Source organism: Brevibacillus sp. HB1.2 (assembly GCF_013332495.1).
Classification (GTDB): domain Bacteria; phylum Bacillota; class Bacilli; order Brevibacillales; family Brevibacillaceae; genus Brevibacillus; species Brevibacillus porteri.
This window is the reverse complement of the sequence record NZ_JABMIU010000012.1, coordinates 32,685-56,941: the sequence shown is the minus strand read 5'-3', so window position 1 is coordinate 56,941 and position 24,257 is coordinate 32,685. Positions and strand designations below refer to the sequence as shown.

Genomic DNA, 24,257 nt, shown 5'->3' with positions numbered 1-24,257 from the left:
TAAAAACATTTACACAAACAAAATAGTAGCTTTACTTCTACAATACAATCGCCTTGTACCATTTGACATGTCAGACACTAGAAGGGGGAAGAGGGAAATGTCACGGCACGCTTTTGAAGAACAGCAGGATGTACTGCACCGCAAGCTCATGACGATGGGCACATTGGTGGAAGAAGCTATTCATAAATCCATTAAGAGTCTGGTTGAGCGGGATGCTGAACTGGCTGAACAGGTTATCGCAAGCGATCCTGTGATCAATGAGTTGGAGCAAGAAATACAGAGCGATTGCTTCCGTCTCATTGCATTGCAGCAGCCAGTCGGAGGTGACTTGCGACGCTTGGGAACCATGTTGAAGCTGGTGACGGATTTGGAGCGAATGGGTGATCATGCCGTTTCCATTGCGAAGACGACCCGGCGCTTGATGGCGGACCCGTACGTGAAACCCCTCATCGACATTCCGATGATGGCTGATCACGTCAAGGCTATGGTGCGCGATTGCTTAAATGCGTATATTGCACGCAATAAAGAAGCGGCAGAAGAGATTGCTGCACGCGACGACATTGTTGATAAACTGTACTCCACGATTTTCCATGATCTGATTGAATTGATGACGAAAAACAGTCAGGCCATTTCGCAAGGAACGCATTTGCTCTTGGTCGCGCAATATTTGGAACGGATTGCCGATCATGTTACGAACATCTGCGAATGGATTATTTATATGTCGACTGGTAAAATGACGGATTTGAATAAATAATACCCGCATGACAAAAAGCCGCCGTGAGCTATGGATAATAGCTTGCAGCGGCTTTTTGTAGACAGACGCCTATTTCCCCTGTTGTGCATACAATACATCGTTTCAACTGCAGCGAGAAGATGTACAGGAGGGAAAAGCAATGACGAACAAAGTGCGCCATATATATGCCGCAGGGAATACTGCGCGAGGATACAAGACATTTTATGACTCCGTATTGGAAGGCTTGGAGCGTGTTTATATTTTGACAGGGACAGTGGAAGGAATTACATCGCCACTGATCGAGTCGATTGGAAATCAAATGGCACGAAAAACAAACGAAGTGGAGTGGATTCATTCCCCTTTTGTGAACGGACAGTTTGATGGTGTCATTTTTCCTCACTATAAAGTAGCGATCATGGACGGGAGCTATCCGCGCTTGTGGAGACCGGCTTCCCCTGGCGTAACTGAAATTCAAGTCAATTTGCAGGCGATGGTAGACGTTGATCAGCTCGTGGATGACAAAGACCGGATCGCCGCCTGGTACGAAGAGATTTTTAACAAGAGTGAAGAGGCTTATCTAGCTTTTGGCGAAGCACTGCGCATCCATGATGAGTGGGAAGCCCCTTACATTGAAAACCTGGACAGAGAAGAAGCCAATCGCGTCACGGAAGAAGTCATCGCGCTATTCTTCAGGGATGAGCAGCTAGAGAAGAAAGCAAAGGTTCGGCGTATGTACTTGGGGGCTGCCACTCCACAGGGACCAGTCGATCATATCATGAAGCTGACAGACCAATTGCAGAAACGTTACTTCATCAAGGGCAGACCAGGCTCTGGCAAGTCAACCATGCTGAAAAAGCTGGTGAAGGAAGCCCAGACACGGGGTTTTGATGTGGAAGTGTATCATTGTGGTTTGGACCCACACAGCCTCGATATGGTGATTGTACCTGAGAAGAGCCTCGCTATTTTTGACAGTACGGCTCCGCATGAGTATTTTCCTAGCAAAGAGACGGATGAGGTTATTGATATGTACGAACGCGCGATTACCCCAGGAACCGATGAGAAATATGAAGAAGAATTATTGGATATTAAGGTAAGATATAGCCAAAAAATAAAAGAAGCCACAGCCAATCTTGTCGCAGCCAAAGAGCTGCGTGACCAGTTAAACACCACGTATCAGGAAGCTGTTGACCAGCAGCGTTTGAAGGCTGTCTCGCAAGCTCTCGTAAGCAGACTGACAAAGATGGGCTAATGGTATTTAGATCGTAGAATGAAACCCGTTCGACTGCTCATACTACAATAACGGAAGATGATCGTTGTTGGAGAATGGAGGTGAGCAGCCGGATGGGTTTTGCTATGACATTGGCTCTGTTACTGTTAATCAATCCCCTCGACCCGACGAATTTTTTGCAGATAGAGATGGAGGACAAGACGGTAGCTATTCTCAGTCGTGCTGATTATTCTCTTCCCTTTGATGGTGTTCCATTAGTTGATGAAAGCAAGCTTGCGCGAATGGTGGAAGAGGTGGCGAAAAAAGCCCACATCGAGCCCACCAATGCGACGATTAATAACGCCGGGGCCATTGTTCCAGAAACCAAGGGAAGAAGGTTAGATGACCTGGCATTTCGCGCACGCTTTTACGATTATTTTTACGGTACGGGAGCCGCAAGCTTGAATGTTAGCTACAAAGAGGTATTCCCGAAGGTAGACAAGGCTCTCATGAGTCAGGTTCGGAAAAAAAGGATCGGACAGTATGCGACCTATTTCAATGCAGGCAACCGGAATCGTGTACACAACATCAAACTCGCCTCGCAGGCGATTAACAATTACGTTGTCTTGCCAGGAGAAATTTTTTCTTTTAATAAGGTAGTGGGCCAGCGTACAAAAGAAAAAGGGTATTTGCAGGCACCTATTATTGTTAGAGGAGAGCTATCGGAAGGCATTGGGGGAGGAATCTGCCAAGTATCGTCTACTTTGTTCAATGCGGTAGACCAGGCAGGCTTGCACATTATGCAGCGTTATTCTCACAGTCGAAACGTAGCGTACGTACCTCCAGGCCGTGATGCAACCGTGAGCTGGTACGGCCCTGATTTTGTGTTTCAAAACAAATACGCCTATCCGGTCTTGATCCGGGCGATCGCGAGCAACGGAAGCATGTACGTGACGGTTCACTCTTTCCCAGAAATTGAGCATGAGCCACGAAATGTACCAAGCGTACGCCGCACGACCCCTGAGGAAGCACCGGATGCTCCATCTATTTTGCATGAAAATGGGCCGACAATTCCTTGAGGGTAAAGGGGGTGTCGGTTTTTCTTTTTTAGTACGAGGCTGCGGTGGGGAGAAGAATATTTCCAGTCTAGGCTCCAGGCTCCGTCCCTCGGGGATGTTTAGATTGCCCGCTCCGAAGGGATTTGCGGGGAAACACAAAAGTGGTAGCCGCTTCGTAGCACGGGCACGTTGCGTTTCTTTTGCCCGCAAATCCCTTCTCCGCTCAGTAGGACTCCACAAGTCGCTACGTCTGGAAATATTCTTCTCTGGCGTAACTGATCACATTCTTCCATATCTTTAGGCATTAAAAAATCGGATCAAACGGAAAGCTCGTAGAGGAAACAGGAGAAAAAAGCGAAGATCTTAGGGACACCGCCCGAGGCGCAATGAAAAAAAGAGAAACAAGCTCTTAGCGTCCACCTCTGAGACACCCCATGAATGGACCACTTTGGACGCGGGTTTCGCTTTTTTTCATGGAGCTGGACAGTCAATCCCACAGTAGGTGGACCTAGAATCTGAGCGTTTTCTCCTGTTTCCTCCCCACCACGACAACCCGCCCAACGTATCCTTTTAAAAGGTTACCTAATTAAAGTTTAACCTAAAGAAATAGTTGCCACGGATAGAAAAACATCGTATAGTTTTCATGTGATAAATTTCGTGTACGAAATATTACTTAAGAAAGGAGTGCGCTATGAATAAATCACTGCTTATTCGGGACTTGTTAAAACGGTTGAACAAGACATTTGGAACAATGGCCACAAAAGAACTGTCCCAATATGGTGTGACTGTCCCGCAGCTAATGGTCATTCGAGAAATACACCCTGATCCCAAAACGATTGGCCAGATAAGCAAAGCCGTAGACTTATCGTACAGCACCGTTTCTGGCATCATAGATCGTTTGGAACGAGAACAACTCGTAGAACGCGTACGTGATGAGAATGACCGGCGTGTTGTCTGGATTCGTAAAACACCGAAGATTTCGGAGCTGTTCGCAAAGGTTGATTTTTTCTCAGAGAACTTTTACAAGCGTATTTTCCATGGATTTTCCGATGAGGATTTAGACATCATTATTCAGTCGATGGAAACATTGATTGCGAAACTAGAAGAACGAGAAAGTTGAGGAGAAACCATGAAGCGAAAACTGGTTTTGTATGTCATTTTGCTCCTGTTCGTGGCAGGTGGTGGAGGAATCGGTTACTACTATTGGTATCAAGGTGCACATTATGTGACCACACAAGATGCTCGGATTGCGGGAGACATTTATCGCGTCATGCCAAAAATGACAGGCAAACTGACCGGACTCGCTGTCAAAGAAGGCGACACCGTTATAGCAGACCAAATCGTAGGGCAGCAAGATACAACTAACGTAGCAACGACGATGCTGGAAAACAGCGTGTTGCGTTCTCCCATTACAGGTACCGTGATTAAAACGCAAGCAAAAGAGGGAGAGATTGTTTCGGCAGGGCAATCGGTAGCTCTCGTGATGGACGAAAACAAATTGTACATCTCCGCCAATTTGGAAGAGACTGAGATCGAACGGTTGAAACTCGGCCAAAAAGTCGATTTTACGATTGACGCTTACCCAGGTAAGAAATTGGGCGGTCATTTATTGGAGATCGGAAAGGCGACGAATTCTACATTTTCCTTGATGCCAGCGACCAATACGAGCGGGAACTTCACCAAAGTAACCCAGCGTATCCCGATCAAAATCGCTATAGATGACACAGCAGGTCTGGACCTCGTGGCCGGATTGAATGCCGAGATCAAAGTGCACGTGAAGGAGATGTAATCAAGCATGAAAAAGACAGCACAATGGAAAACAATCGCTGCAGTCATGGCAGCCGTTTCTATTATTACGGCGGGCTGTAGCGAGACATCTTCTGCATCGCAAACGAGCGAGAGCGTCCCTGTCGTGAAGACGTGGAAGGTGACCTCTGCCTCTACGGGTGTCATTGCCAACGGTAAGGTGGCAGCATCTGAAGAGATCCAAGTCGTTTCTAAAGTATCTGGAAAAGCAGCGAGCGTGAAAGTAAAAGAAGGCGCAGTCGTCAAGCAGGGCGATGTACTGGTCACGCTAGAGGCAGCTGATTATCAGCAGCAGATCAATCAGGCACAAGCAGCCATTGCAGGCGCTCAGGCAAAGCTGAGAGATACGAAAGCAGGTGCGCGCAATGAACAGCTGACGCAGCTTGGGAGTATTGTCACCCAGGCAGAAGCCAGCCTGAAGGTGGTCGAGAGCAACTACAATCGGATGAAAGCACTTTTTGATGCAGGCGCATTGTCCCAGGCTGAGCTGGAGAAATCTTCGCTGGAATTGGAAAAGGCGCGTACAGGTCTTGAACAAGCGCAAGCTCAATACGATCTGGCAAAAGCAGGCCCAACTGCCGACACGGTAGCGGCTCTGCAAGCAGAAGTAAGCCGTTTAGGCTCCAATCTGGAGCTGGCGAAAAGCAATTATGACAATACCATTATTCGTGCGCCAATCACAGGTATCGTCGCCAAGCGCTCGGTTGACCCGGGAGAAATGGCAGCGGCAGGGACACCTCTCATGGTGCTAGTGAATATGGCAGATGTCAAAGTAGAAGCAAGCGTACCGGAAAACCAAATCAACCAAGTGAAGGTCGGCTCTACTGTTGATGTGAAGGTAGGCAGTCTGGGGGGAAAAGTGCTGAAAGGTACCGTTGAGTTTGTCTCTCCGATTTCGGATACCAACAGCAGTTCTTTCCCAGTCAAAGTGAAGGTAAATAATCAGGACGGCTTGCTGCGCGCAGGTATGGTAGCAGAAGTCATGCTCCAAGGTCAGGCAACGCCAGGAACAAAATTACCGACGTCAGCCGTGCTGGAGAAGGACAGCAAGCATTACATCTATACCGTAAGCGACAACGTTGTACACCAGGTAGAAGTTGCGGTAGAGAACGCAAGCGGCGACTGGACAACTGTCACGAATGGCGTCAAAGACAATGATCAAATTGTACTGAACCCGACAGACAAACTGTCCGAGGGCAGCAAGGTGATCGCAAACTAACGGGGGTGTTGACACATGGCGGAAGCGGTGGCACACCGAGAGGAGAAAAGAGGGAACAGCGGCATGTGGCTGTCTCTTGTCGCCATCCTCTCAGGAACCTTCGTTGCGATTCTGAACAATAGCTTGATTAACGTTGCCCTGCCTGCCATGGTCAATATTTTTGGTTCGACTACCGAGACCATGCAGTGGGTATTGACCGGATATATGCTGGCAAATGCCGTCATGATTCCGATGAGCGGCTCGTTGTCTGCCAAATTCGGGGCGAAAAAAATATTTGTACTCTCCTTATCCGCGTTTACATTTTCGTCCATCCTTTGTGCCTTGGCGTGGAGTGACTCTTCGCTGATTGCTTTTCGCGTCGTGCAAGGTGTCAGCGGGGGGATGATCATGCCAATCGGGATGTCGATGATTTACATGATCGTTCCGCGTGAAAAGATCGGAATGGCATTGGGGATATTCGGGATTGCTTCCATGACAGCCCCTGCGCTGGGCCCGACATTGGGTGGATATCTCATCGAATTTTTAAGCTGGCAATTTCTTTTTCTGGTCGGTGTACCCTTTGGTATTTTTGCGGTGATCATGAGTATCGTTCTGCTCAAGGAAACGCCGAAAAAGCCAGAGTTAAAGTTCGACTTTATGGGAGCATTTCTTGCCATCGTCGGTTTCGGGACCCTGCTGCTCGCCTTCAGTAAAGGGCAAGCAGAGGGCTGGACCTCCTTTTTCATCGTCAGTCTGTTTTTCGTTGCCGTGATGAGCTTGATCCTGTTTGTTTGGGTAGAGCTGGGGAAAGAAAGTCCGCTGCTCGATTTGCGGCTTTTGAAGATTCCTACCTTCACCATTAGTATTTTGACTTCGGGTTTCGTCATGATGGGGATGATGGGCGGTATCTTCCTGATGCCGATTTTCCTCCAGAACATTCAGGGATTGACGGCCATGGAGTCTGGAATTCTGCTGATGCCGCAATCGATTGCTATGGCGATCATGATGCCAATCAGCGGAAAGCTGATGGATAAATACGGAATCGGACCGATCGGGTTGATCGGCTTGACCATCATGAGCATCACGACGTACGAACTGCACACTCTATCTGCTGACAGCATGCATTCGTGGATCGATATGATCTTGACCATTCGCGGGATTGGAATCGGATTGTGCATGATGACGCTGTCTACTGTAGGGATGAACGCCGTTCCGCGTGCAAGTGTAGGGGATGCCTCTCCGCTGTCCAACGTATTGCGCCAAGTCATGAGTTCGTTTGCCATTGCGATTTTGACAGTCATCATGCAGGCGCGTCAAAATTTCCACATGGCCTCAATCTCTGACAACTTGAATACGGATATGGCGATGCAGTTTATCAGTGGCATTTCAGGAATGTATGCACAAGTAGGGGTAGATGCGGCGAGTGCGACAGGGGGAGCCAGCGCGATTTTATACGGAATGATGGCAAAAGAATCGTTGGTCCAAGGCATCGGGGATACTTTCCTCGTCTCCGTTATCCCTATTGTCCTCTCGATTCCACTTCTGTACTTCCTGCATAAAAAGCCGAAAAAAACGCAACAGGTGCCAGCAACCGAAAAGGCAACAGCCTAATAGCAAGGGGCAATTCCGCAAGTCTTATCGAAGACTTCTTTGGAATTGCCCCTTTTGCCTGTTAGGACATCATTTTAAATAACCAGTACAAAATCCGTCCGACGATGTAGCCAAGAAGAACTGTCCAGCCAATCTTCGCCCAAATACTCAGTCCCTTGACGAATTCACGCAAGCTTTTTCGGTTCTCCGGTTGCTTGTTCAATGGAGGACACTCCTTTAGCAGGTTGGTTAAAACGAATGAACACATAAATGCCGGCGATAATGATCAGGCCGCCGATCCATTGCGGAGGTGTTACCACTTCACCCAAGATGAAGTAAGCGAGAATCGCAGTCCCAATCGGTTCTCCCAAAATCCCCATGGATATCGTCGTCGTATTGAGCCATTTAATGATCCAGTTAAAAATAGAATGTCCAAGCAAGGTCGGGAACAGGGCGAGACAGAAGAACCAGCCCCAATCTGCCGCAGGGTAACCGACGAGCGAATATCCGAGTGCCAGATCGTAGGTGACCAGAATCACGCTGGTGGCTGTATAGACGACCAGTGTGTAGGCAAAGGAGGACATATGCTGGCGAACGTACTGCCCAACCAGCCAGTAGCCCGTCACAGTGACAGCTCCCATCAATGCGAGGAAATCACCCCACAGAGCCATGCCGCCTACTTGAAAGTCTCCCCAGCCAATCACAAAGCTTCCCGCAATCGCCAGCAAGCCGCCGGATAGAGCCAGAAATCGAACTTTTTCACCAAAAAAGAAATAACCGCCGATGAATGCAAATAATGGCTGCAAGGTAACAAGCACAGTAGAACTGGCTACAGACGTGTAGTTCAGCGATTCAAACCACAACAGAAAGTGGCTTGCCAAAAAGGCCCCGGATAAAATACAGAGTAGCCACACTTTTTTGGACATTTTTCCAATCTCTGCGATGGCGCCACGATTCCAGAATAAAAAAGGAAGCGTTAAGAGAACAGAAAAAATCAGGCGATACGTAGCGATAATCGGAGCAGGCGCATCCGATAGCTTTACAAAGATCGCAGAAGAGGAAATGGCGATCACCCCGATTAAGAGAGCCAAATACGGGGGGAATAACGGTTTTTCCAAAGATTGATTCATCAGTACACCTTCTTATGCGGGTAAGGTCATGTTTCATTATTGTAATTGTACAGTTGGATTAAAAAATTCACAATGTTATGTGTACCTCGCCGCTTGAAAGGTTTCTTTTCAATCCGGTTATCCTACTGGCATGAGAAACTTACAGGCTATTTTCCGTATCGCTGCTTTCATACTTATCCTCATCTGTATCCCGACGCGAAGCGAGGCATTGCCGCTCACCCCCTTTCACATTTTGATTGATGTAGGTCATGGGGGTGTAGACTCGGGAACTTCTTATGGGGATTTGTACGAAAAAGACATCAACCTGCAAATTGCCAAGCAACTATACCAACAGTTGACAGAAGCTGGCTATACGGTGGCCTTGAATCGGAACAATGATATCGCACTGAGCGATGAGAATCGGTGGTTGGACAACCGATCGAGGCATATTCGGGATTTGGCGCAGAGGAAGAATTTGGCGAAAGAGATCGGTCCCCAGATGTTGCTCAGCCTGCATGTAAACTGGGCGTCTAATACGCGACGACGCGGTGCCATTCTCTTGCACCAAGATACCGAACAAAGTTATATGCTGGCAGAGCTGCTGCAAAACTCGCTGAACAAGCTGACAGGGACGAACAACCAACCAGTCAGGGGGAAGACGTACTACATGCTGCGTCATAACTACTGTCCGTCTGTCATCGTGGAGATGGGTTTTATCAGCAATGCGCATGACCGCGAAATGTTAACGAATCCCAAAGCACAAGAAAAAATCGCTCAGGCTATTACAGAAGCCGTGAGCGAATACGTAAAGCTGTCGGGAAATCTGAAAACGGAGGCTCGTGTGAAGGAGAGCTGGTGGCGAAAATTAATGAGCAGTTTGCTGGATAAGCTTTGAAATGGTTACAAATTCGGCCTCCTTCTGAATTCGCGGGATGTACTGGCGCAGAACGGAGGCTGTTTTCTTGCCAGGAGGCCCAACATGACCTATCGCGATACATAGGGGATGGTTGTGGATTCGTTTGCAGACGAGCTCCATTTGCTTCGTAATATGTGGGACAGAGTATACGTCATCGAGAAAAATTTGATTCACTGCATGGGGCACGCCCATTTCAGCCGCTACTTTCGCCGCCACGCTTTTATCAGTGGTCTTACTATCCAGGTAAATGAGGCCACGCTCCTTGACGACCTTCATGATGATGCGCATAAGTCGCTCGTCAGCCGTTATTTTTGACCCCATATGGTTGTTCATGCCAATCGCATGTGGCACATCGTCAATCGCTTTTTCCACGCGACTGCGAATCTCATCGTCGGACAGATCAGCCGTAATGGCTCCAGGACCGAGCCAGGAGCGCTTTCCTTTCATCGGCTCCATCGGCATGTGAACGAGTACATCATGTCCTTTTTGATGGGCGAGCTCGGCATCCTGCTTGGTGCTTGGCAGAAACGGCATGACGGCAACCGTGAGAGGGACTGGCATTGATAATATTTCCTCCGTCCCTTGCATGTTGTTCCCGAAGTCATCAATGACAAATGCCATCAGCTTTTTGCCTGCGGGCTCGGCATCTGCATGTGGAGTCGCTGTTGCTGGTATTGACCCGAAGGAAAGAAATAGCGTGAGCAAGAGCGGAATCAATTTCCTCGCATTCATAGGATCACCTTCCTTGTCCATTTTTTTCATAGTCTGTTCAATCACCTTGTTCTTTACCCGCCATATCTACGGCTTGGCTTTGATGTTTGCCCTATGTTACGATTAAAGATAGTAGTTTTGTAACGAGAGGGGTCGAATTCCTTGAGTCATTTTGTGTTGATTGATGGAAACAGTGTTGCGAACCGGGCGTTTTATGCGCTCCCTTTATTGTCCACATCGGCAGGACTGCATACGAACGCAGTGCTGGGCTTTACGACTATGCTGTTAAAAGTGTTGGAGGAAATGAAGCCAACGCATATCATGGTTGCTTTTGACGCGGGAAAAGTCGTGTTTCGCCATAGCGAGTATGCTGAGTACAAAGGGGGACGCAGTAAAACTCCGCCGGAGCTGTCTGAACAGTTTCCATTGATTCGGGAGCTGTTGGATGCCTTCTCAATCAAACGCTTCGAGCTGGAAGGCTACGAGGCGGATGACATTATCGGTACGTTGACGAAGCAGGCAGATGGGCAAGCTTGGAAAACGACTGTCATTACCGGAGACAAAGATATGCTGCAGCTCGTGTCTGAGCATGTATCCGTCGCTTTGACGCGCAAGGGAGTCAGCGAAATCGAGCTGTACACTCCACAAGAAATTCACGAAAAGTACGGCCTTAAGCCGCTGCAAATAATTGATCTGAAGGGCTTGATGGGCGATTCATCCGACAACATTCCAGGTGTCCCTGGTGTCGGGGAGAAAACAGCGCTGAAGCTGCTGCACGAATACGGCTCTGTCGAGCAAGTACTGGAAAACATCGATAAAGTCTCGGGAAAAAAGCTGCAAGAGAACCTGCGTGAGAATGTAGACAAGGCGAACATGAGTAAAGCCTTGGCAACCATTTTGCGTGAAGCGCCTGTGGAGCTGGATGTGCAAGAGACTGGCTATGAAGGTTATGATGGTGTACCGCTAAGCGAGTTCTTTAAAAAGATGGAGTTCAAATCGCTGCTGTCCAAGATCAAAGTGGCACAGCCAGCAGAGGGAAGCGGACAAGCAGACGCTAAGCCGTTTTCGTTTGAGATGATTTCAGAGGAAAACAAAGCGGCATACGAGTCCAAGCTGACGTCACCAATGGCTCTTTACATTGAAATGGACGGGGAAAACTATCACCATGCGCCATTCCTCGGAATTGGACTGGCTGCGGAAGATACGGTGATGTTCGTTCCGTGGGACGTAGCTAAGGAATGGAAGGCACTCTGTGAGTGGCTGGCTGATCCTGCGAAGGAGAAGTGGGTATTTGACGGCAAGCGAGACACGGTTGGACTCGCCTGGCATGATTTGGCGATAAAAGGCATCAGCTTTGATGTGTATCTCGCCTCTTACCTGCTGAATGCGACTGAGAGCAACCCGACATTGGATAGCATAGCGGCACAATACGCACAAACACGGGTATTGTCAGATGAAGAGGTGTACGGCAAGGGTGCCAAACGTCTTGTTCCTGAAATGGACGTGCTGAGCGAGCATGTAGCGCATAAAGCGGCCGCAATCTGGCAGAGTGTGCCTGTATTGCGCGAGCAGCTGGCGGAGAACGAAATGGAAAAGCTGCTCGGTGAATTGGAAGCCCCGCTGAGTATGGTACTGGCTCTCATGGAAAAGCAAGGCATAAAGGTAAACAGTGAGCGCCTTGTGCAAATGGGGGAAGACTTGGACAAAAAGCTCGCAGGTCTGACAGATCAGATTTACGAGCTGGCGGGTGGGGCATTCAACATCAACTCGCCGAAGCAATTGGGTGAAATTTTGTTTGATCGCTTATCTCTGCCTGTATTGAAAAAGACCAAAACAGGTCCTTCTACCAGTGCAGATGTATTGGAGAAGTTGGCTCCTTATCATCCGATCATCGATGCGATCCTGACCTTCCGTCAGCTCGGCAAGCTCCGCTCTACGTATATTGAGGGCTTAACCAAGGAAATCCATACGAAGACGAGCAAGGTGCATACACTTTACAACCAAGCGACTACAGCTACAGGGCGCCTGTCCAGTACGGACCCGAATCTGCAAAATATCCCGATCCGCATGGAAGAAGGACGCAAGATTCGCGAGGCGTTTATCCCGTCGGAGGATGGCTGGTACATGCTGGCGGCCGACTATTCCCAGATTGAGCTGCGGATTTTGGCCCACATTTCGCAAGACGAAAACTTGATTGACGCCTTCCAAAAGGGAATGGATATTCATACCCGCACTGCCATGGACGTATTTGGTGTGAGTGAGGAAGAAGTGACCTCACTGATGCGTCGTCAGGCCAAAGCGGTCAACTTTGGGATCGTATACGGCATCAGCGACTACGGTCTGTCGCAAAACCTCAATATTACCCGCAAAGAAGCTGGGGACTTTATTGAGCGCTACTTCGCTGTCTTCTCGGGTGTGAAGCGCTGGATGGACGAGATTGTCCAACAGGCGAAGGTAGATGGCTATGTGACGACCTTGTTGAACCGCCGCCGCTACCTGCCTGATATTCGCAGCAGCAACTTTAACCTGCGTTCGTTTGCCGAGCGTACTGCGATGAATACGCCGATCCAGGGTACTGCTGCCGATGTGATCAAGCTGGCGATGATTCGTATGCAGGAGGCAATCGAGGAGAAAGGTCTCGCTAGCCGCATGCTTTTGCAGGTGCACGATGAACTTGTATTTGAAGTCCCAGAAAATGAGCTTGAGGTCATGCGCAAACTGGTGCCAGAAGTGATGGAGAGTGCACTGTCACTCAATGTGCCACTCAAGGTGGACGTCAGTGATGGACGTACTTGGTACGATGCGAAGTAGGCATGCCTAGACAATAAAACATGGATAGACAGCGAGAGGAGGAGGGCATATGCCAGAATTGCCGGAGGTAGAAACCGTCGTACGGACTCTGCGTGAATTGGTCATGGGAAAAACGATTGAGAGAGTAAGTGTTCATTTGGCGCGTATTGTGCGTCAGCCAGATGATGTGGAAGCTTTCAAATCTCTCTTGGTGGGACAAACCATCCAGGATATCCAACGGCGGGCAAAATTCATTCAGTTTTTCTTAAACGAGGATGTGCTTGTGTCCCATCTGCGAATGGAAGGGCGCTATGGCGTGTATCAAGCGGATGATCCCGTTGAGAAGCATACCCATGTCGTCTTCCATTTTACGGACGGAACGGAGCTGCGTTATCGGGATGTTCGCCAGTTCGGGACGATGGATCTATTCCCTAAGGGGAAGGAAACAACCGTCGGACCTTTGGCAAAACTGGGAGTAGAACCGCTAGATAAGAGTTTTACTCCTGAAGTTTTGGGGAAATTGGTAAAAGGACGGTCAACAAAAATTAAGCCACTTCTCCTAAACCAGGAATGTATTGTAGGGCTGGGGAATATTTATGTGGACGAGTCACTCTTTAAAGCAGGCATTCATCCGGAGAAACCAGCAGGAATGCTGACAGATAAAGAAGTTATCCGACTGCACGAAAGCATCGTCTCTACCTTGCAAGAAGCGGTAGAACAAGGTGGTAGCTCCATCAAGTCGTATGTGAACGGACAGGGCGAGATGGGAATGTTCCAACAGTCTCTATTAGTTTATGGACGAAAAGATGAGGCATGTACGAAGTGCGGGGCCGAAATCATTCGGTTTGTAGTCGGCGGCAGAGGGACGCATATTTGCCCGGACTGCCAAAAGAACCAGTAACCTCGAGAAGTTTTTCACAAAGCAGTGATAACAGTTCGACCAAGGGAGGAGGATGGGCATGATACTAGGGTTAACAGGCGGAATTGCCACTGGGAAAAGCACGGTGACAGGTATGCTTCGAGAGCGCGGAATTCCTGTCATTGACGCTGACCAAATCGCCAGAGAGGTCGTAGAACCAGGTAAAGTAGCCCATGAAGCGATCGTGCGCCATTTTGGAAGAGAGATCCTATTGGAAGATGGTCAAATTGATCGGAAAAAACTAGGTGAGATCGTGTTTTCGGACGAGTCCGAGCGTCAAAAGCTGAACGCCATCGTCCATCCCGAGGTACGCCGCGTTATGCGGGAAGAGGCCGAAGTAGCGGAAGCGAATGGAGCCGAGATCGTCTTTATGGACATTCCTCTGCTGTATGAGAGCAAGCTTACGCATATGGTAGAAAAAATCGTGGTCGTCTATGCGCCCTACGAGATGCAATTGGCGAGAATGCTGGAGCGCGACGAATTGGAAGAAGAACAAGCACGAAAAAGACTGCGGGCGCAGTTTCCCATTGATCAGAAGAAGCAAGGCGCAGACTTTTTGATCGATAATTCTGGTTCGCGTGAAGAAACCGAGCGTCAAGTGGAGGCCGTATTGGCCGCGATTCGATCGGAGCGTCAATCATGAGTTTTGGCAAACGTGCAGCATTGATCTTGCTCGTTTTGGCGAGTGTATTTCTGCTGCTAAACACGCCATTGGTGTGGAAATGGATGTACCCGATCAAATATGAGCAACAGATTGTGACGGCTGCACTGAAATATGAGGTGGACCCTCATTTGGTATTGGCCGTCATTCGTTCCGAGAGTGGGTTTGCGACAGATCGCGTTTCGAAAAAAGGTGCCGTCGGGCTCATGCAAATCATGCCGGAAACAGCGCAGTGGATCGTCAAGGAGGCGGGCTTCCGTCCAAAGGACAGTCAATACTTGTATGACCCTGTCATGAACATCGAGATTGGGACATGGTATCTCGATTTTTTGCTGTCCCGCTATGATGGGGATATTGTCAAAGTCATTGCAGCCTACAACGCTGGTCCGGGGAAAGTAAACGGATGGCTCGCGAGTGAGCAATGGAACGGAACTCGAGAGACGATTGAGGACATTCCTTATGGGGAGACTCGTCAATATGTCCAGCGAGTGCTCTATTATCATGATCGTTACAAAAATATATACGACTTTCAATTACGTTAAAAGTCATGAAAAGCCGCTTCTCTTATGGATAAGAGAGCGGCTTTTTCCTCTTTTTTTGGGTAGGGTAAATCGTCCAAATATTTATTTTTCAGTAAAACACATTGATAATTGTGTCATACTTATTATAATAAAAGTATCAGATAAGCGTAACTCAATTCGGAAGGGGTTTCTATATATGACAATTAAAATCGGTATTAATGGTTTCGGACGTATTGGCCGCATGGTATTCCGCCGCGCTATTCAGGACCCCAACATTGAAATCGTTGCAATCAACGCCAGCTATCCAGCGGAGACGCTTGCACATTTGTTGAAATATGACACGATCCACGGACGCCTGCAAAATAAAGTGGAAGTCCAAGACAACAAGATTATCGTAGATGGAAAAGCAACAGTTGTCCTGTCTGACCGTGATCCGCTGAAGCTGCCTTGGGGTGACCTCGGAGTAGAGATCGTCGTAGAAGCTACAGGCAAGTTCAACAATCGCGAAGGCGCTGGCAAGCACCTGCAAAGCGGTGCGAAAAAAGTTGTGATTACAGCACCAGCGAAAGAAGAAGACGTTACGATCGTGATGGGTGTAAACGAAGGTATCTACGACCATGTTAATCACCACATTATCTCCAATGCGTCTTGCACGACCAACTGTCTCGCACCTGTGGCAAAAGTGCTCAACGATGCATTCGGTATCGAACAAGGTCTCATGACTACCATTCACTCGTTTACAAACGATCAGGTGAATCTCGACAATCCGCATAAAGACCTGCGTCGTGCACGTGCAGCTAGCGAGTCCATCATTCCAACGACTACCGGTGCTGCTCGTGCAGTGGGTAAGGTTCTGCCAGAATTGAATGGCAAGCTGAATGGATTTTCACTTCGCGTACCTACTCCAAACGTTTCCGTAGTGGATTTGGTAATCAATACGAAGAAGCCTGTTACATTGGACGAAGTAAACCGTGTCCTACGTGAAGCGAGCGAAGGCAGCATGAAAGGCTACCTCGAGTTCTGCGACGAGCCGCTCGTATCCAGCGATTTCAATGGTAACGATCACTCCTCGATCATCGACGGTCTGTCTACGATGGTAATGGGAGACAATCAGGTGAAAGTGATTGCTTGGTACGATAACGAGTGGGGCTACTCCTGCCGTGTCGTAGACCTGGTTCGCCACGTTTCCGAGCAGAACAATCAAGCTGCAACAAAAGAAGCAGCTGCTGTGGGTGTAAAATAAGTAGCATAACCAAAACCCCTTTGCCGATTTTCGAGCAAAGGGGTTTTTCGTTGCTTCGTATTTACGATGAGGTAGAAGATTCATCTAATGAGTTCACGTTAAATAGATCATCATCTTCAAAGCTGACAATAAACAGTCGGATGTTCGCCTTGAGATCGAGGTCATAAGGGCTTGGGACGTCGTTTCCTCGGCCGTCTTTTAGCACACGTACAGTAGGACGATGCGAATAATCCGGATCAACCCGACTCACTACCCCGATTTCTCCGGTATTCAAAACGACGCTGCTTCCAATCGGGAAGATAGCGATGTGCTTGATAAAGGCATTGACTAGATGGTGTTCGAACAGCGTACCGCCAGCGCCTAGCAGGTACTCGACAGCATCCTGTGGCATGTACCGCTTGCGCCATGGGCGTGGGGAAGTCAATGAGTCATAAATATCACAGAGACCGACGATTTGCGCAAATTCGTGAATTTGCTTGCCGGATAATCCCTGTGGATAACCACTTCCATTTAGTCGTTCATGGTGTTGCAAGCAGACATGTGCTGACATAAGCGAGATATCATGCTGCTTTCGCAACAAATTAAAGCCAAGCATCGTGTGCTGTTTGGCGATTTCCTTCTCTTCGTCCGTCCAACGCTCTGTTTTTTGTAACAGCTCTTCAGGCAGGCTCACTTTGCCGATATCGTGCAGCATGGCGCCTACCCCTAGGTTTATGAGCTGTGTGCGATTGTAGCCCAGAGACATGCCCACAGCAGTCGCCAGCACGGCCACATTCACGGAGTGATGGTATAAGGATGGCGAATGAGAAGAGATTGTCGTCAAATGTCCAACCATTTGTTTGTTTTGCATCAGGTCGTCCAATATTGAACTAAAGGCACGCTGAAAATGAAGGCCCATTTCTTTTAAGGAAATTTTCCGGGCCAGCTTGTTTGAGTTTGTAATTTGTTTGATCGTCTTCTCGATGGCTTCCACAGCTACTTGCCTGGTTTGTGGGCGAATCACTTCTTCTACAACGATGTCATTGGTACGGGGATCATCGATATACACCGAATCGACACCAGTTCGCTCTAATCCGGATATCAGTCGTTCCGTTAAGAGCATACCGGTTCCAAGCAGCACCTTTCCATCTTCTGTGAAGACCGTACGTCCCAATTTCATTCCAGGCTGTAGGTGCCTTAAAGATACTAAACGCATGACTATCCCTCCAACAGTACCATAATTGTACTCCATTCGACTTATGCTTTAAATAGGTACAAGGATTGACTTGACTTCTGACAGGAATATGAGGGACACTGTAGACAAGTATTGTCAGTATTGGAGTTGATTCTGATATGCGTTGTCCATTTTGCGAATATAATGGGACTAGAGTCCTGGATTCACGTCCTTTCAATCATAATAAATCCATTCGTCGTCGCCGTGAGTGCGAAGCCTGCGAGCGCCGTTTTACTACCTTTGAAATGGTAGAAGAAACACCTTTGTTAATTGTGAAAAAGGACGGAACACGCGAGGAATTCAATCGTGACAAGATATTGCGCGGGTTGGTGCGCGCTTGCGAAAAACGCCCCGTACCGTTGGAAGTGCTTGAAAATGTAGTGAACGACATTGAAAAAGAATTGCGCAGTTGCGGGCAAGCGGAGATCCCAAGCAATGACGTTGGGGAGAAGGTCATGGAGCGTTTATACCATGTCGATGAGGTTGCTTATGTACGCTTCGCCTCTGTATACCGCCAATTCAAAGATATCAATGTATTTATGAAAGAGCTGGAGGAGCTATTGGCTCAAGCGCGAAATAGCTCGTTTCCAAAAGAATAGATATGCTTTTTCTACCAGATTCGCAACTTCTCTCACACGCTCTTGCGGCCGATCCGCCAGGGCTTCTTTGGCTTTCCAGCTGATTTTTCCGCGAATGAATGGGTAGTCGTGCTATAATAAAAGAATCGAATTTTGTCAGGAAGGAAAGATCTGATGCGTCGTTTAGTTTGGAACGAATTGTTGCCGAAGGATCGTTATCTGGTGCGGATGGCAAGACCGATTGGCTTTGCCGAAATGGGCTTTGTTACGCAGCTATACTTGCCGATCATCGGTGTCGAATCGTACGCTCTCTACCAACTGCTCGTCCATGGCGTGCAGGAGGTGAGCGGAGCCTCCTCGGAGGGGACCCATCGCAGTTTGATGCTGACGACTTCGCTTTCTCTGGATCGGCTATTGGATGCGCGTGAACGTCTGGAGGCAATCGGGCTAGTCGAGGTGCGCCGCAGGGAAAATCAGCAGCGTGACTATTATTACGAGTATTTGATCAAACCGCCGCTTAGTCCGGCAGAGTTTTTTGCAGACTATGTACTGTCGTTGATGTTGTTAAACAAAATCGAAAACGTTCGCTATTCGCAACTGCGCCAGCATTATGCAGATACGCTTGGCAGTCAGTTGGATCAAGAATACTCCATCGTGGAAAACGTCACGAAAGACTTCCATGATGTATTCCAGTCGTTGAAACCATCGGAGCTGGAAGTGAAAAAAGGATCGGAGCGGGATCAGTTTTTAACCGAGATGGACACTAGCTTTCCGCAAGCGCAGATGAAATCTGGCTACGAGGCACAGGTCAACCATTCGTTGAGTGTATCGTCCTTGCGCCTGTACTTGCCGGATAATGCCGACTCGGTCAAAGTTTTGGAAGGCAAGAGCATGGAGCTGTTGTTCTCACTGTGCCATTTCTATCAGCTGGACAGCTGGGGAATGGGGCAGGAGCTGCGTGATTGGACGCTGTACAAATCGGATCGGAGTTTGGACGGAGAAGTTTTGCGCAAGCGTTTGGTGCAACGCTACACGGAAGACAAGCTATACCGAACTGCGCCTGCAACTGACACGACAGAGGATGACTTTGGACCAGGGCGCTTGCCTGAGCCTGGTAGCGAAGCCTTTATCCGTGCTTGTCGCCAGTTATCTCCGGTGACCCTGTTGGAAAAGGTCGTTGGTGGCAGAATCAGCAAGGTGTTTTTGGAACGGGCTGAAACGCTTGTATTTGCGGATGGGATGCAGCCGGAAGTCGTCAATGCCCTGCTGCTCCATACGTTAGCCAGCATGCAAATGGAGCTGCCAAAAGCGTACATGGAGACGATTCGTGACAGCTGGAAAGCCAAGCGGATCGCGACAGCCGACGAGGCAGTCAAGCAGATCCTCGAACGTGCGGATCAACGGGCACAAACTGCCGAGAAGGCAAAAGCGGGCAAGAAGGAATCTGCTCCTGTCAGACGCAACGGTAGAGCTATCTTGCAGGACAAGCTGCCAGCATCTGTCGAGTGGCAGCTGTCGCAGGAGAAAACCACATCGGACGCTGAAAAGAAACAGTCCATTCAGGATTTTCCAGACTTGCAGAAAAGACTGGAAACCTTGCGAAAACGGAAATAAGGAGTGTGAGGGAACGTGGAATCTATCAGTGAGTTCATGCAAGAGCTCGCCAAACGAACACCGCGTCAGTTGCTGACACCGGATCAGCAGTTAGATAAAATGTTCCGTTCGTCCGCGTATTTAAAAGCATTTCAACAAGAGCATCCCGAATTGACCAGGGACGATTACCTTCGCTCGCTCTCCAACATCTATACGGCAGTCAAGGAGCAGTATTGGTGTGAGCGTTGTCCGGGTCTTGGCGAATGCCCGAATTTGGTCAAGGGGCATAGCACTCAATTGGAGCTGGCTCACCATCATATTATCAGCTCGATGACGCCCTGTTCCAAGCAATTGTCGCATGAGGAAGAGATTCGCCGCCGCCGACTGATGCGCAGCTACTATGTTTCCGAAGAGACCTTGAACGCGAGCTTTGAGGGCTTGGTCATTGACTCCGGGAATTTGGCTACCGTAGACGCTGCGATTCAGTTCTGTGAAAAAGTGGGAACAGGCGAGCGGGTAAAGGGGCTTTATCTGCACGGTCCGTTTGGGGTTGGAAAAAGCTACATCATGGGAGCAATCGGTCGCGAGCTCTCGGAGCGCAATGTCGCTTCCTTGCTGGTTTATGTGCCTGACTTTATCCGGGAGATGAAGGATTCCATCTCGGATCAATCGTATGCGGGGAAGCTGGAGCTGCTGAAAGAAGTGCCTGTACTGATCCTCGATGATATCGGCGCGGAAAACCTGACGCCATGGGTTCGGGACGAGATTTTGGGGGTTATCTTGAATCAGCGGGCAAACAACCATTTGCCTACGTTGTTTACTTCAAACTACGCGCTGAATGAACTGCAAGAGCATTTGTCTATCTCCAACGGAAATCGGATTGAACAAACAAAAGCGGCTCGCATCATGGAGCGAATCCGCCATTTTGTCGATGTGTATGAAATTTTACGCGAGAACCACCGTTCCTAGCACGTGTGTCCAGAGGCGAGAGAGCTCCCAATGCGTGAGGGCGAGTACTTCTCTCGCCTTATGATACGGTCCAAAAAGGACGTGTGACGTCGTCCCGACAGGCGAGGCGACAATTCCCAGTGAATCAGCCATGATCATTGCACGGGCCAAATGATAGTCGTGGCTGATGATCAGGACGTCTTGTATATGATGTTCCGCCAAGACCTGCTGGCCGTACAGCAGGTTTTCGTATGTACTGGTAGACTTGTTTTCTAGCAAAATGTCCTCTTCTGGAATTCCTTTGGCAACCAAGTAATTTCTGCTCACAGCAGCTTCCGTGATCGTTTTGCCTTCACCAAGGCCGCCTGTGACCAACAGCTTCGATACATAGCCTTCTTCATACAAAGTCGCGGCCTGCTCCAGGCGTTCGCGCAGACCAGGACTAGGCCCCTCACCCCATACTGCTGCACCGAGGACAATGCCGACGGTTGCGTGCCGGGCGTTGGCTCCCTCAATCGTCTGTTCGATGCGGTACCAGTTGTAGCTCGACCATAGTAGACCGAGCAGCATGACAATCCCCAACACTATCCGTATCCCGTGCCAGCACGGACGCTGTGCGTTTATCGTTCGATTTTTCATTCTTCGAAATCTCCCTCATAGTCGCTCTCCTAACTTTAGACGTTTGAAATGCGGTCTAGTTACAAAGTTTGACATATGCCTGACACGAAAAACTAGTAAATTGTTTCTTGCTCTTTACCGATATAGTAATGGTGGAATGGTTTCGAAGAACAGCAAATTTCATACTTGCGAGGGAGGCTAGCAATGTTCTGGAAAAAAACGATGCTCTTGTTTCTGGCCGTCCTGCTATTAGTGGGGACTGGAAACGCAGGGGTAGGATTGGCTGCCGATGAAATCAGCCGACTCGTTCTGTCCAAGAACGAGGTAACATTGGAAAATGGAGATTCTACCAAGCTGACGGCTACCGCTGTTTACGTGAGCGGAAAAACGGAAGACGTCACCGTCAAGACAGAATGGACCACGCAAAATGCGGATGTAGCCTCTGTATATGCGGGGCAGATTACAGCCAAATCGGTAGGGAAATCTACCGTAACGGCTACGTACATGGGTAAGCCTGTTGTAGTGGGTGTAACCGTAACGAAGAAGGTAAAGGCACTGACGACAGAAGATCAAACGTTGAACGTACGGATCGGCAACACGGAAAACGTAAAGCTGACAGCTGTATACAGCGATGGAACAACAGAAGACGTAACAACTCAATCAGACTGGTCCATCGATAATCCAGCGATTGCGACTGTAGTCAACGGTGCAATCAAAGGTTTGAATTCAGGAACTGGTACCGTGACAGCGAAGTTTGGCAGCCAGACGACAACGATCTCTGTTAATGTCGAGATCGCCCACAGATTGGAGCCTAACAAAAACCAGGTTTCACTCTTGCTGAACGGCGAAGAAACAATCAAGCTCAAGGCCATTTTCCCGGATGGAAGTGTAACGGAGGATGTCTCCGACAAGGCTGAATGGTCTTCAGACAATACGGCTGTAGCCGATGCGCTCAAAGGAACGATCAAGGCTTATGGCGCAGGTACAGCAACCATTACTGCGAAGTATGGAACCAAAACAGCGACGATCAAAGTCGATGTGGATACAACGCAAAAGCTAGAACTCAACAAGCAAAACATTTTCATGAATGTGGGCAAGGAAGAAGACATCGAGCTGAAAGCAACTTATGCCAATGGCGGCGGTTCCACAGTGGTGAACGATAAGGCCGAATGGTCCTCCGATCGAGAGGATGTTGCGTACTACAGCAACGGGAAAATCCATGCGGTGAAGTCCGGTGAAGCTGTGATTACTGCCAAGTACGGAAACAAATCCGTACAGGTACGTGTAGATGTAGAAGTACCTCGTTCCATATATATCACTCCAGCTTTCCTGACGATGAAAAGCGGATCAACGAAAGACGTAGTTGTAAACGCATCTTTCGCAAACGGAACAAGTGAAGATATCACTTCAAAAGTAGAGTGGTCTTCGGATAATCAAGATGTCGTATTTGCAAGCGGCAAGACCGTATCCGCCTACAAGGCTGGAACGGCGAATGTAACCGCTAAATACGGCGGAAAAACAGCGACACTCGTTGTCGATGTAGATGTACCGCAAAACTTGTCCGCAGATATCACGACAGTAGCGATACCAGTGGGCGGCGCGAAGCAAGTGAAGGTAACGGCTTCGTATCCAGATGGAAGCACTCCTGCTGAAGATGTCACACAAAAAGTCGTTTGGTCATCCAGTGCTCCTAACGTAGCAAGCGTGCGTCAAGGCTTAATCACTGGGGTGTCAACAGGTGCAGCGACCGTGACAGCTACATACGGATCACGTACAGTGAACATTTCCGTATCGGTTGGCGTCATGCAGACATTGACGGTAGACAAGAAAAAGATCGTGCTTGGCAATGGCAAGTCCGAAACCGTTAAGCTGACGGCAGCTTACGCAGATGGAACGACCAAGGATGTAACAGATACAGCGACATGGAGCACAGCTTCTGCTGCTGTAGCAGAGGTAATGAACGGGAAGATCACAGCGACTGGAGCAGGGAAAACGACTGTAACAGGTACCTTCGATGGCAAATCGGTTACGATTTCGGTAGAAGTAGACCAAGCGACGAATCTCTCCGTTGATCCTCGACTGCTGATCCTGAACGTCAACGAATCAAAAGAGATCAAGCTGAACGCAACAGACTCCGCTGGCAATTCGGACAATGTGACCAGCGATGCAGAATGGTCCTCGTCCTCGGTTAAAGTAGCGGATGTGGTAAACGGCCGCGTAACAGGTCTCTCAAACGGACGTGCGACGATCACTGCGAAATACGGCGGCAAATCGATCAGCATCCCGGTAGAAGTCGGAATCGTGAGCAAGCTGGAAGCAAACAAGCGCTTTGTATCTACGAAGTCGAACAGCAACGTACAAGTAACCTTGACCGCTACCTTCTCCGATGGCCGCACAATGGATGTTACCTCCATGGCTGACTGGAAGACGAGCAACTACAAGGTAGCAGACGTAACCAAAGGCCTCATTACAGGACGTGCCTACGGAAAAGCAACGATTACAGCTAGATATAACGACAAGAGCGTATCCATCCCAGTCGATGTTGATACATTGAAATACTTGAAGACAGATGTCGTCCAGCTCGTGATGAGCAAGGGCGAAGTGAAACAAGTGAACGTCATCGCTACGTATGCAGATGGCTCTGAGCAAAATGTCACCAAGCCAGCTCTCTGGACCACATCTCGTCTGTTGGTAGCCGATGTGAAGGACGGCGTCATCAAGGCGACGGGTTCTGGTAAAGCGACGATTTATGTACAATACGGTGGGAAGAAGACACCGATTGTGGTGACGGTGAGATAGTAGATTGATAGGGAAAAGAGGGAAGCCAACCGGTGGAGATCGGTTG

The 24,257-nt window shown here is 48.8% G+C and carries 22 protein-coding genes; 17 read left to right on the top strand and 5 right to left on the bottom strand.

Annotation, left to right across the window (positions count from 1 at the left end; translation table 11 throughout):
- The first annotated feature begins 97 nt into the window (after positions 1-97).
- The 7 genes from phoU (at position 98) to HPY28_RS22775 (ending at position 7,613) form a co-directional block, all read left to right on the top strand.
- The gene (phoU, locus tag HPY28_RS22805; RefSeq protein WP_007725330.1) at positions 98-754 is read left to right on the top strand and encodes a phosphate signaling complex protein PhoU; all 657 of its coding nucleotides are present in this window, start codon (positions 98-100) and stop codon (positions 752-754) included.
- A 139-nt stretch (positions 755-893) separates the two neighbouring features.
- Positions 894-1,982, top strand: a complete 1,089-nt coding sequence (locus HPY28_RS22800) for a PRK06851 family protein (protein ID WP_017250762.1) — start codon at positions 894-896, stop codon at positions 1,980-1,982.
- Between the two features lie 92 nt (positions 1,983-2,074).
- The gene (locus tag HPY28_RS22795) at positions 2,075-3,019 is read left to right on the top strand and encodes a VanW family protein (protein ID WP_017250763.1); all 945 of its coding nucleotides are present in this window, start codon (positions 2,075-2,077) and stop codon (positions 3,017-3,019) included.
- Between the two features lie 670 nt (positions 3,020-3,689).
- Positions 3,690-4,118: a MarR family winged helix-turn-helix transcriptional regulator gene (locus tag HPY28_RS22790; protein ID WP_017250764.1), complete on the top strand. Its 429-nt coding sequence runs from the start codon at positions 3,690-3,692 to the stop codon at positions 4,116-4,118.
- Between the two features lie 9 nt (positions 4,119-4,127).
- On the top strand, positions 4,128-4,787 hold the full coding sequence (locus HPY28_RS22785) for an HlyD family secretion protein (protein ID WP_173623101.1): 660 nt from the start codon (positions 4,128-4,130) through the stop codon (positions 4,785-4,787).
- A gap of 6 nt (positions 4,788-4,793) precedes the next feature.
- The gene (locus HPY28_RS22780; protein WP_174225436.1) at positions 4,794-6,023 is read left to right on the top strand and encodes an efflux RND transporter periplasmic adaptor subunit; all 1,230 of its coding nucleotides are present in this window, start codon (positions 4,794-4,796) and stop codon (positions 6,021-6,023) included.
- A 15-nt stretch (positions 6,024-6,038) separates the two neighbouring features.
- Positions 6,039-7,613, top strand: coding sequence for a DHA2 family efflux MFS transporter permease subunit (locus HPY28_RS22775; protein ID WP_174225437.1), 1,575 nt, complete (start codon positions 6,039-6,041; stop codon positions 7,611-7,613).
- Positions 7,614-7,674: 61 nt separating this feature from the next.
- On the opposite strand, the gene HPY28_RS22770 is transcribed toward HPY28_RS22775, so the two are convergent.
- Together HPY28_RS22770 and HPY28_RS22765 are read right to left on the bottom strand one after the other, a co-directional pair.
- Positions 7,675-7,815 carry a hypothetical protein gene (locus HPY28_RS22770; RefSeq protein WP_158265714.1) on the bottom strand — a complete coding sequence of 47 codons (141 nt, stop codon included), beginning with the start codon at positions 7,813-7,815 and terminating at the stop codon, positions 7,675-7,677.
- Positions 7,778-8,722, bottom strand: a complete 945-nt coding sequence (locus HPY28_RS22765; RefSeq protein ID WP_017250768.1) for a DMT family transporter — start codon at positions 8,720-8,722, stop codon at positions 7,778-7,780. Before HPY28_RS22765 ends, HPY28_RS22770 begins: the two co-directional genes overlap by 38 nt.
- Positions 8,723-8,852: 130 nt before the next feature.
- Here HPY28_RS22765 and HPY28_RS22760 point away from each other — a divergent pair, with 130 nt between their 5' ends.
- The gene (locus tag HPY28_RS22760) at positions 8,853-9,596 is read left to right on the top strand and encodes an N-acetylmuramoyl-L-alanine amidase family protein (RefSeq protein WP_017250769.1); all 744 of its coding nucleotides are present in this window, start codon (positions 8,853-8,855) and stop codon (positions 9,594-9,596) included.
- On the opposite strand, the gene HPY28_RS22755 is transcribed toward HPY28_RS22760, so the two are convergent.
- Entirely contained in the window at positions 9,567-10,349 is a 783-nt protein-coding gene (locus HPY28_RS22755) for a divergent polysaccharide deacetylase family protein (protein WP_100169722.1), read from the bottom strand. The genes HPY28_RS22760 and HPY28_RS22755 overlap by 30 nt on opposite strands.
- Positions 10,350-10,490: 141 nt before the next feature.
- Between HPY28_RS22755 and polA the strand changes: the two genes are divergently transcribed.
- The 5 genes from polA (at position 10,491) to HPY28_RS22730 (ending at position 16,462) form a co-directional block, all read left to right on the top strand.
- Positions 10,491-13,139, top strand: coding sequence for a DNA polymerase I (gene polA / locus HPY28_RS22750; protein WP_174231470.1), 2,649 nt, complete (start codon positions 10,491-10,493; stop codon positions 13,137-13,139).
- A 49-nt stretch (positions 13,140-13,188) separates the two neighbouring features.
- Positions 13,189-14,019 (top strand): DNA-formamidopyrimidine glycosylase, encoded by an 831-nt coding sequence (gene mutM / locus HPY28_RS22745; RefSeq protein ID WP_017250772.1) that lies wholly within the window; start codon positions 13,189-13,191, stop codon positions 14,017-14,019.
- 52 nt (positions 14,020-14,071) lie between these two features.
- Positions 14,072-14,680, top strand: a complete 609-nt coding sequence (gene coaE / locus HPY28_RS22740; RefSeq protein WP_173623097.1) for a dephospho-CoA kinase — start codon at positions 14,072-14,074, stop codon at positions 14,678-14,680.
- Positions 14,677-15,240: a lytic transglycosylase domain-containing protein gene (locus tag HPY28_RS22735; RefSeq protein WP_017250774.1), complete on the top strand. Its 564-nt coding sequence runs from the start codon at positions 14,677-14,679 to the stop codon at positions 15,238-15,240. The genes coaE and HPY28_RS22735 overlap by 4 nt, the downstream gene beginning before the upstream one ends.
- Positions 15,241-15,415: 175 nt before the next feature.
- Positions 15,416-16,462 carry a glyceraldehyde-3-phosphate dehydrogenase gene (locus HPY28_RS22730; protein WP_173623096.1) on the top strand — a complete coding sequence of 349 codons (1,047 nt, stop codon included), beginning with the start codon at positions 15,416-15,418 and terminating at the stop codon, positions 16,460-16,462.
- Positions 16,463-16,523: 61 nt separating this feature from the next.
- Here HPY28_RS22730 and HPY28_RS22725 read toward each other — a convergent pair whose 3' ends face one another.
- On the bottom strand, positions 16,524-17,657 hold the full coding sequence (locus HPY28_RS22725) for an HD-GYP domain-containing protein (protein WP_017250776.1): 1,134 nt from the start codon (positions 17,655-17,657) through the stop codon (positions 16,524-16,526).
- Between the two features lie 137 nt (positions 17,658-17,794).
- Here HPY28_RS22725 and nrdR point away from each other — a divergent pair, with 137 nt between their 5' ends.
- From nrdR to dnaI, 3 genes are all read left to right on the top strand, one after another.
- A complete protein-coding gene (gene nrdR, locus HPY28_RS22720) occupies positions 17,795-18,274 on the top strand; it encodes a transcriptional regulator NrdR (RefSeq protein WP_017250777.1) in 480 nt (159 codons plus the stop codon).
- A 153-nt stretch (positions 18,275-18,427) separates the two neighbouring features.
- Positions 18,428-19,867 carry a replication initiation and membrane attachment family protein gene (locus HPY28_RS22715; protein WP_173623095.1) on the top strand — a complete coding sequence of 480 codons (1,440 nt, stop codon included), beginning with the start codon at positions 18,428-18,430 and terminating at the stop codon, positions 19,865-19,867.
- Positions 19,868-19,882: 15 nt separating this feature from the next.
- Positions 19,883-20,815: a primosomal protein DnaI gene (gene dnaI / locus HPY28_RS22710; protein WP_017250779.1), complete on the top strand. Its 933-nt coding sequence runs from the start codon at positions 19,883-19,885 to the stop codon at positions 20,813-20,815.
- Here dnaI and HPY28_RS22705 read toward each other — a convergent pair.
- Positions 20,792-21,433 (bottom strand): YdcF family protein, encoded by a 642-nt coding sequence (locus HPY28_RS22705; protein ID WP_173623094.1) that lies wholly within the window; start codon positions 21,431-21,433, stop codon positions 20,792-20,794. The genes dnaI and HPY28_RS22705 overlap by 24 nt on opposite strands.
- A gap of 183 nt (positions 21,434-21,616) precedes the next feature.
- On the opposite strand from HPY28_RS22705, the gene HPY28_RS22700 reads away from it, so the two are divergent.
- Positions 21,617-24,211: an Ig-like domain-containing protein gene (locus HPY28_RS22700; protein ID WP_017250781.1), complete on the top strand. Its 2,595-nt coding sequence runs from the start codon at positions 21,617-21,619 to the stop codon at positions 24,209-24,211.
- Positions 24,212-24,257: the final 46 nt, after the last annotated feature.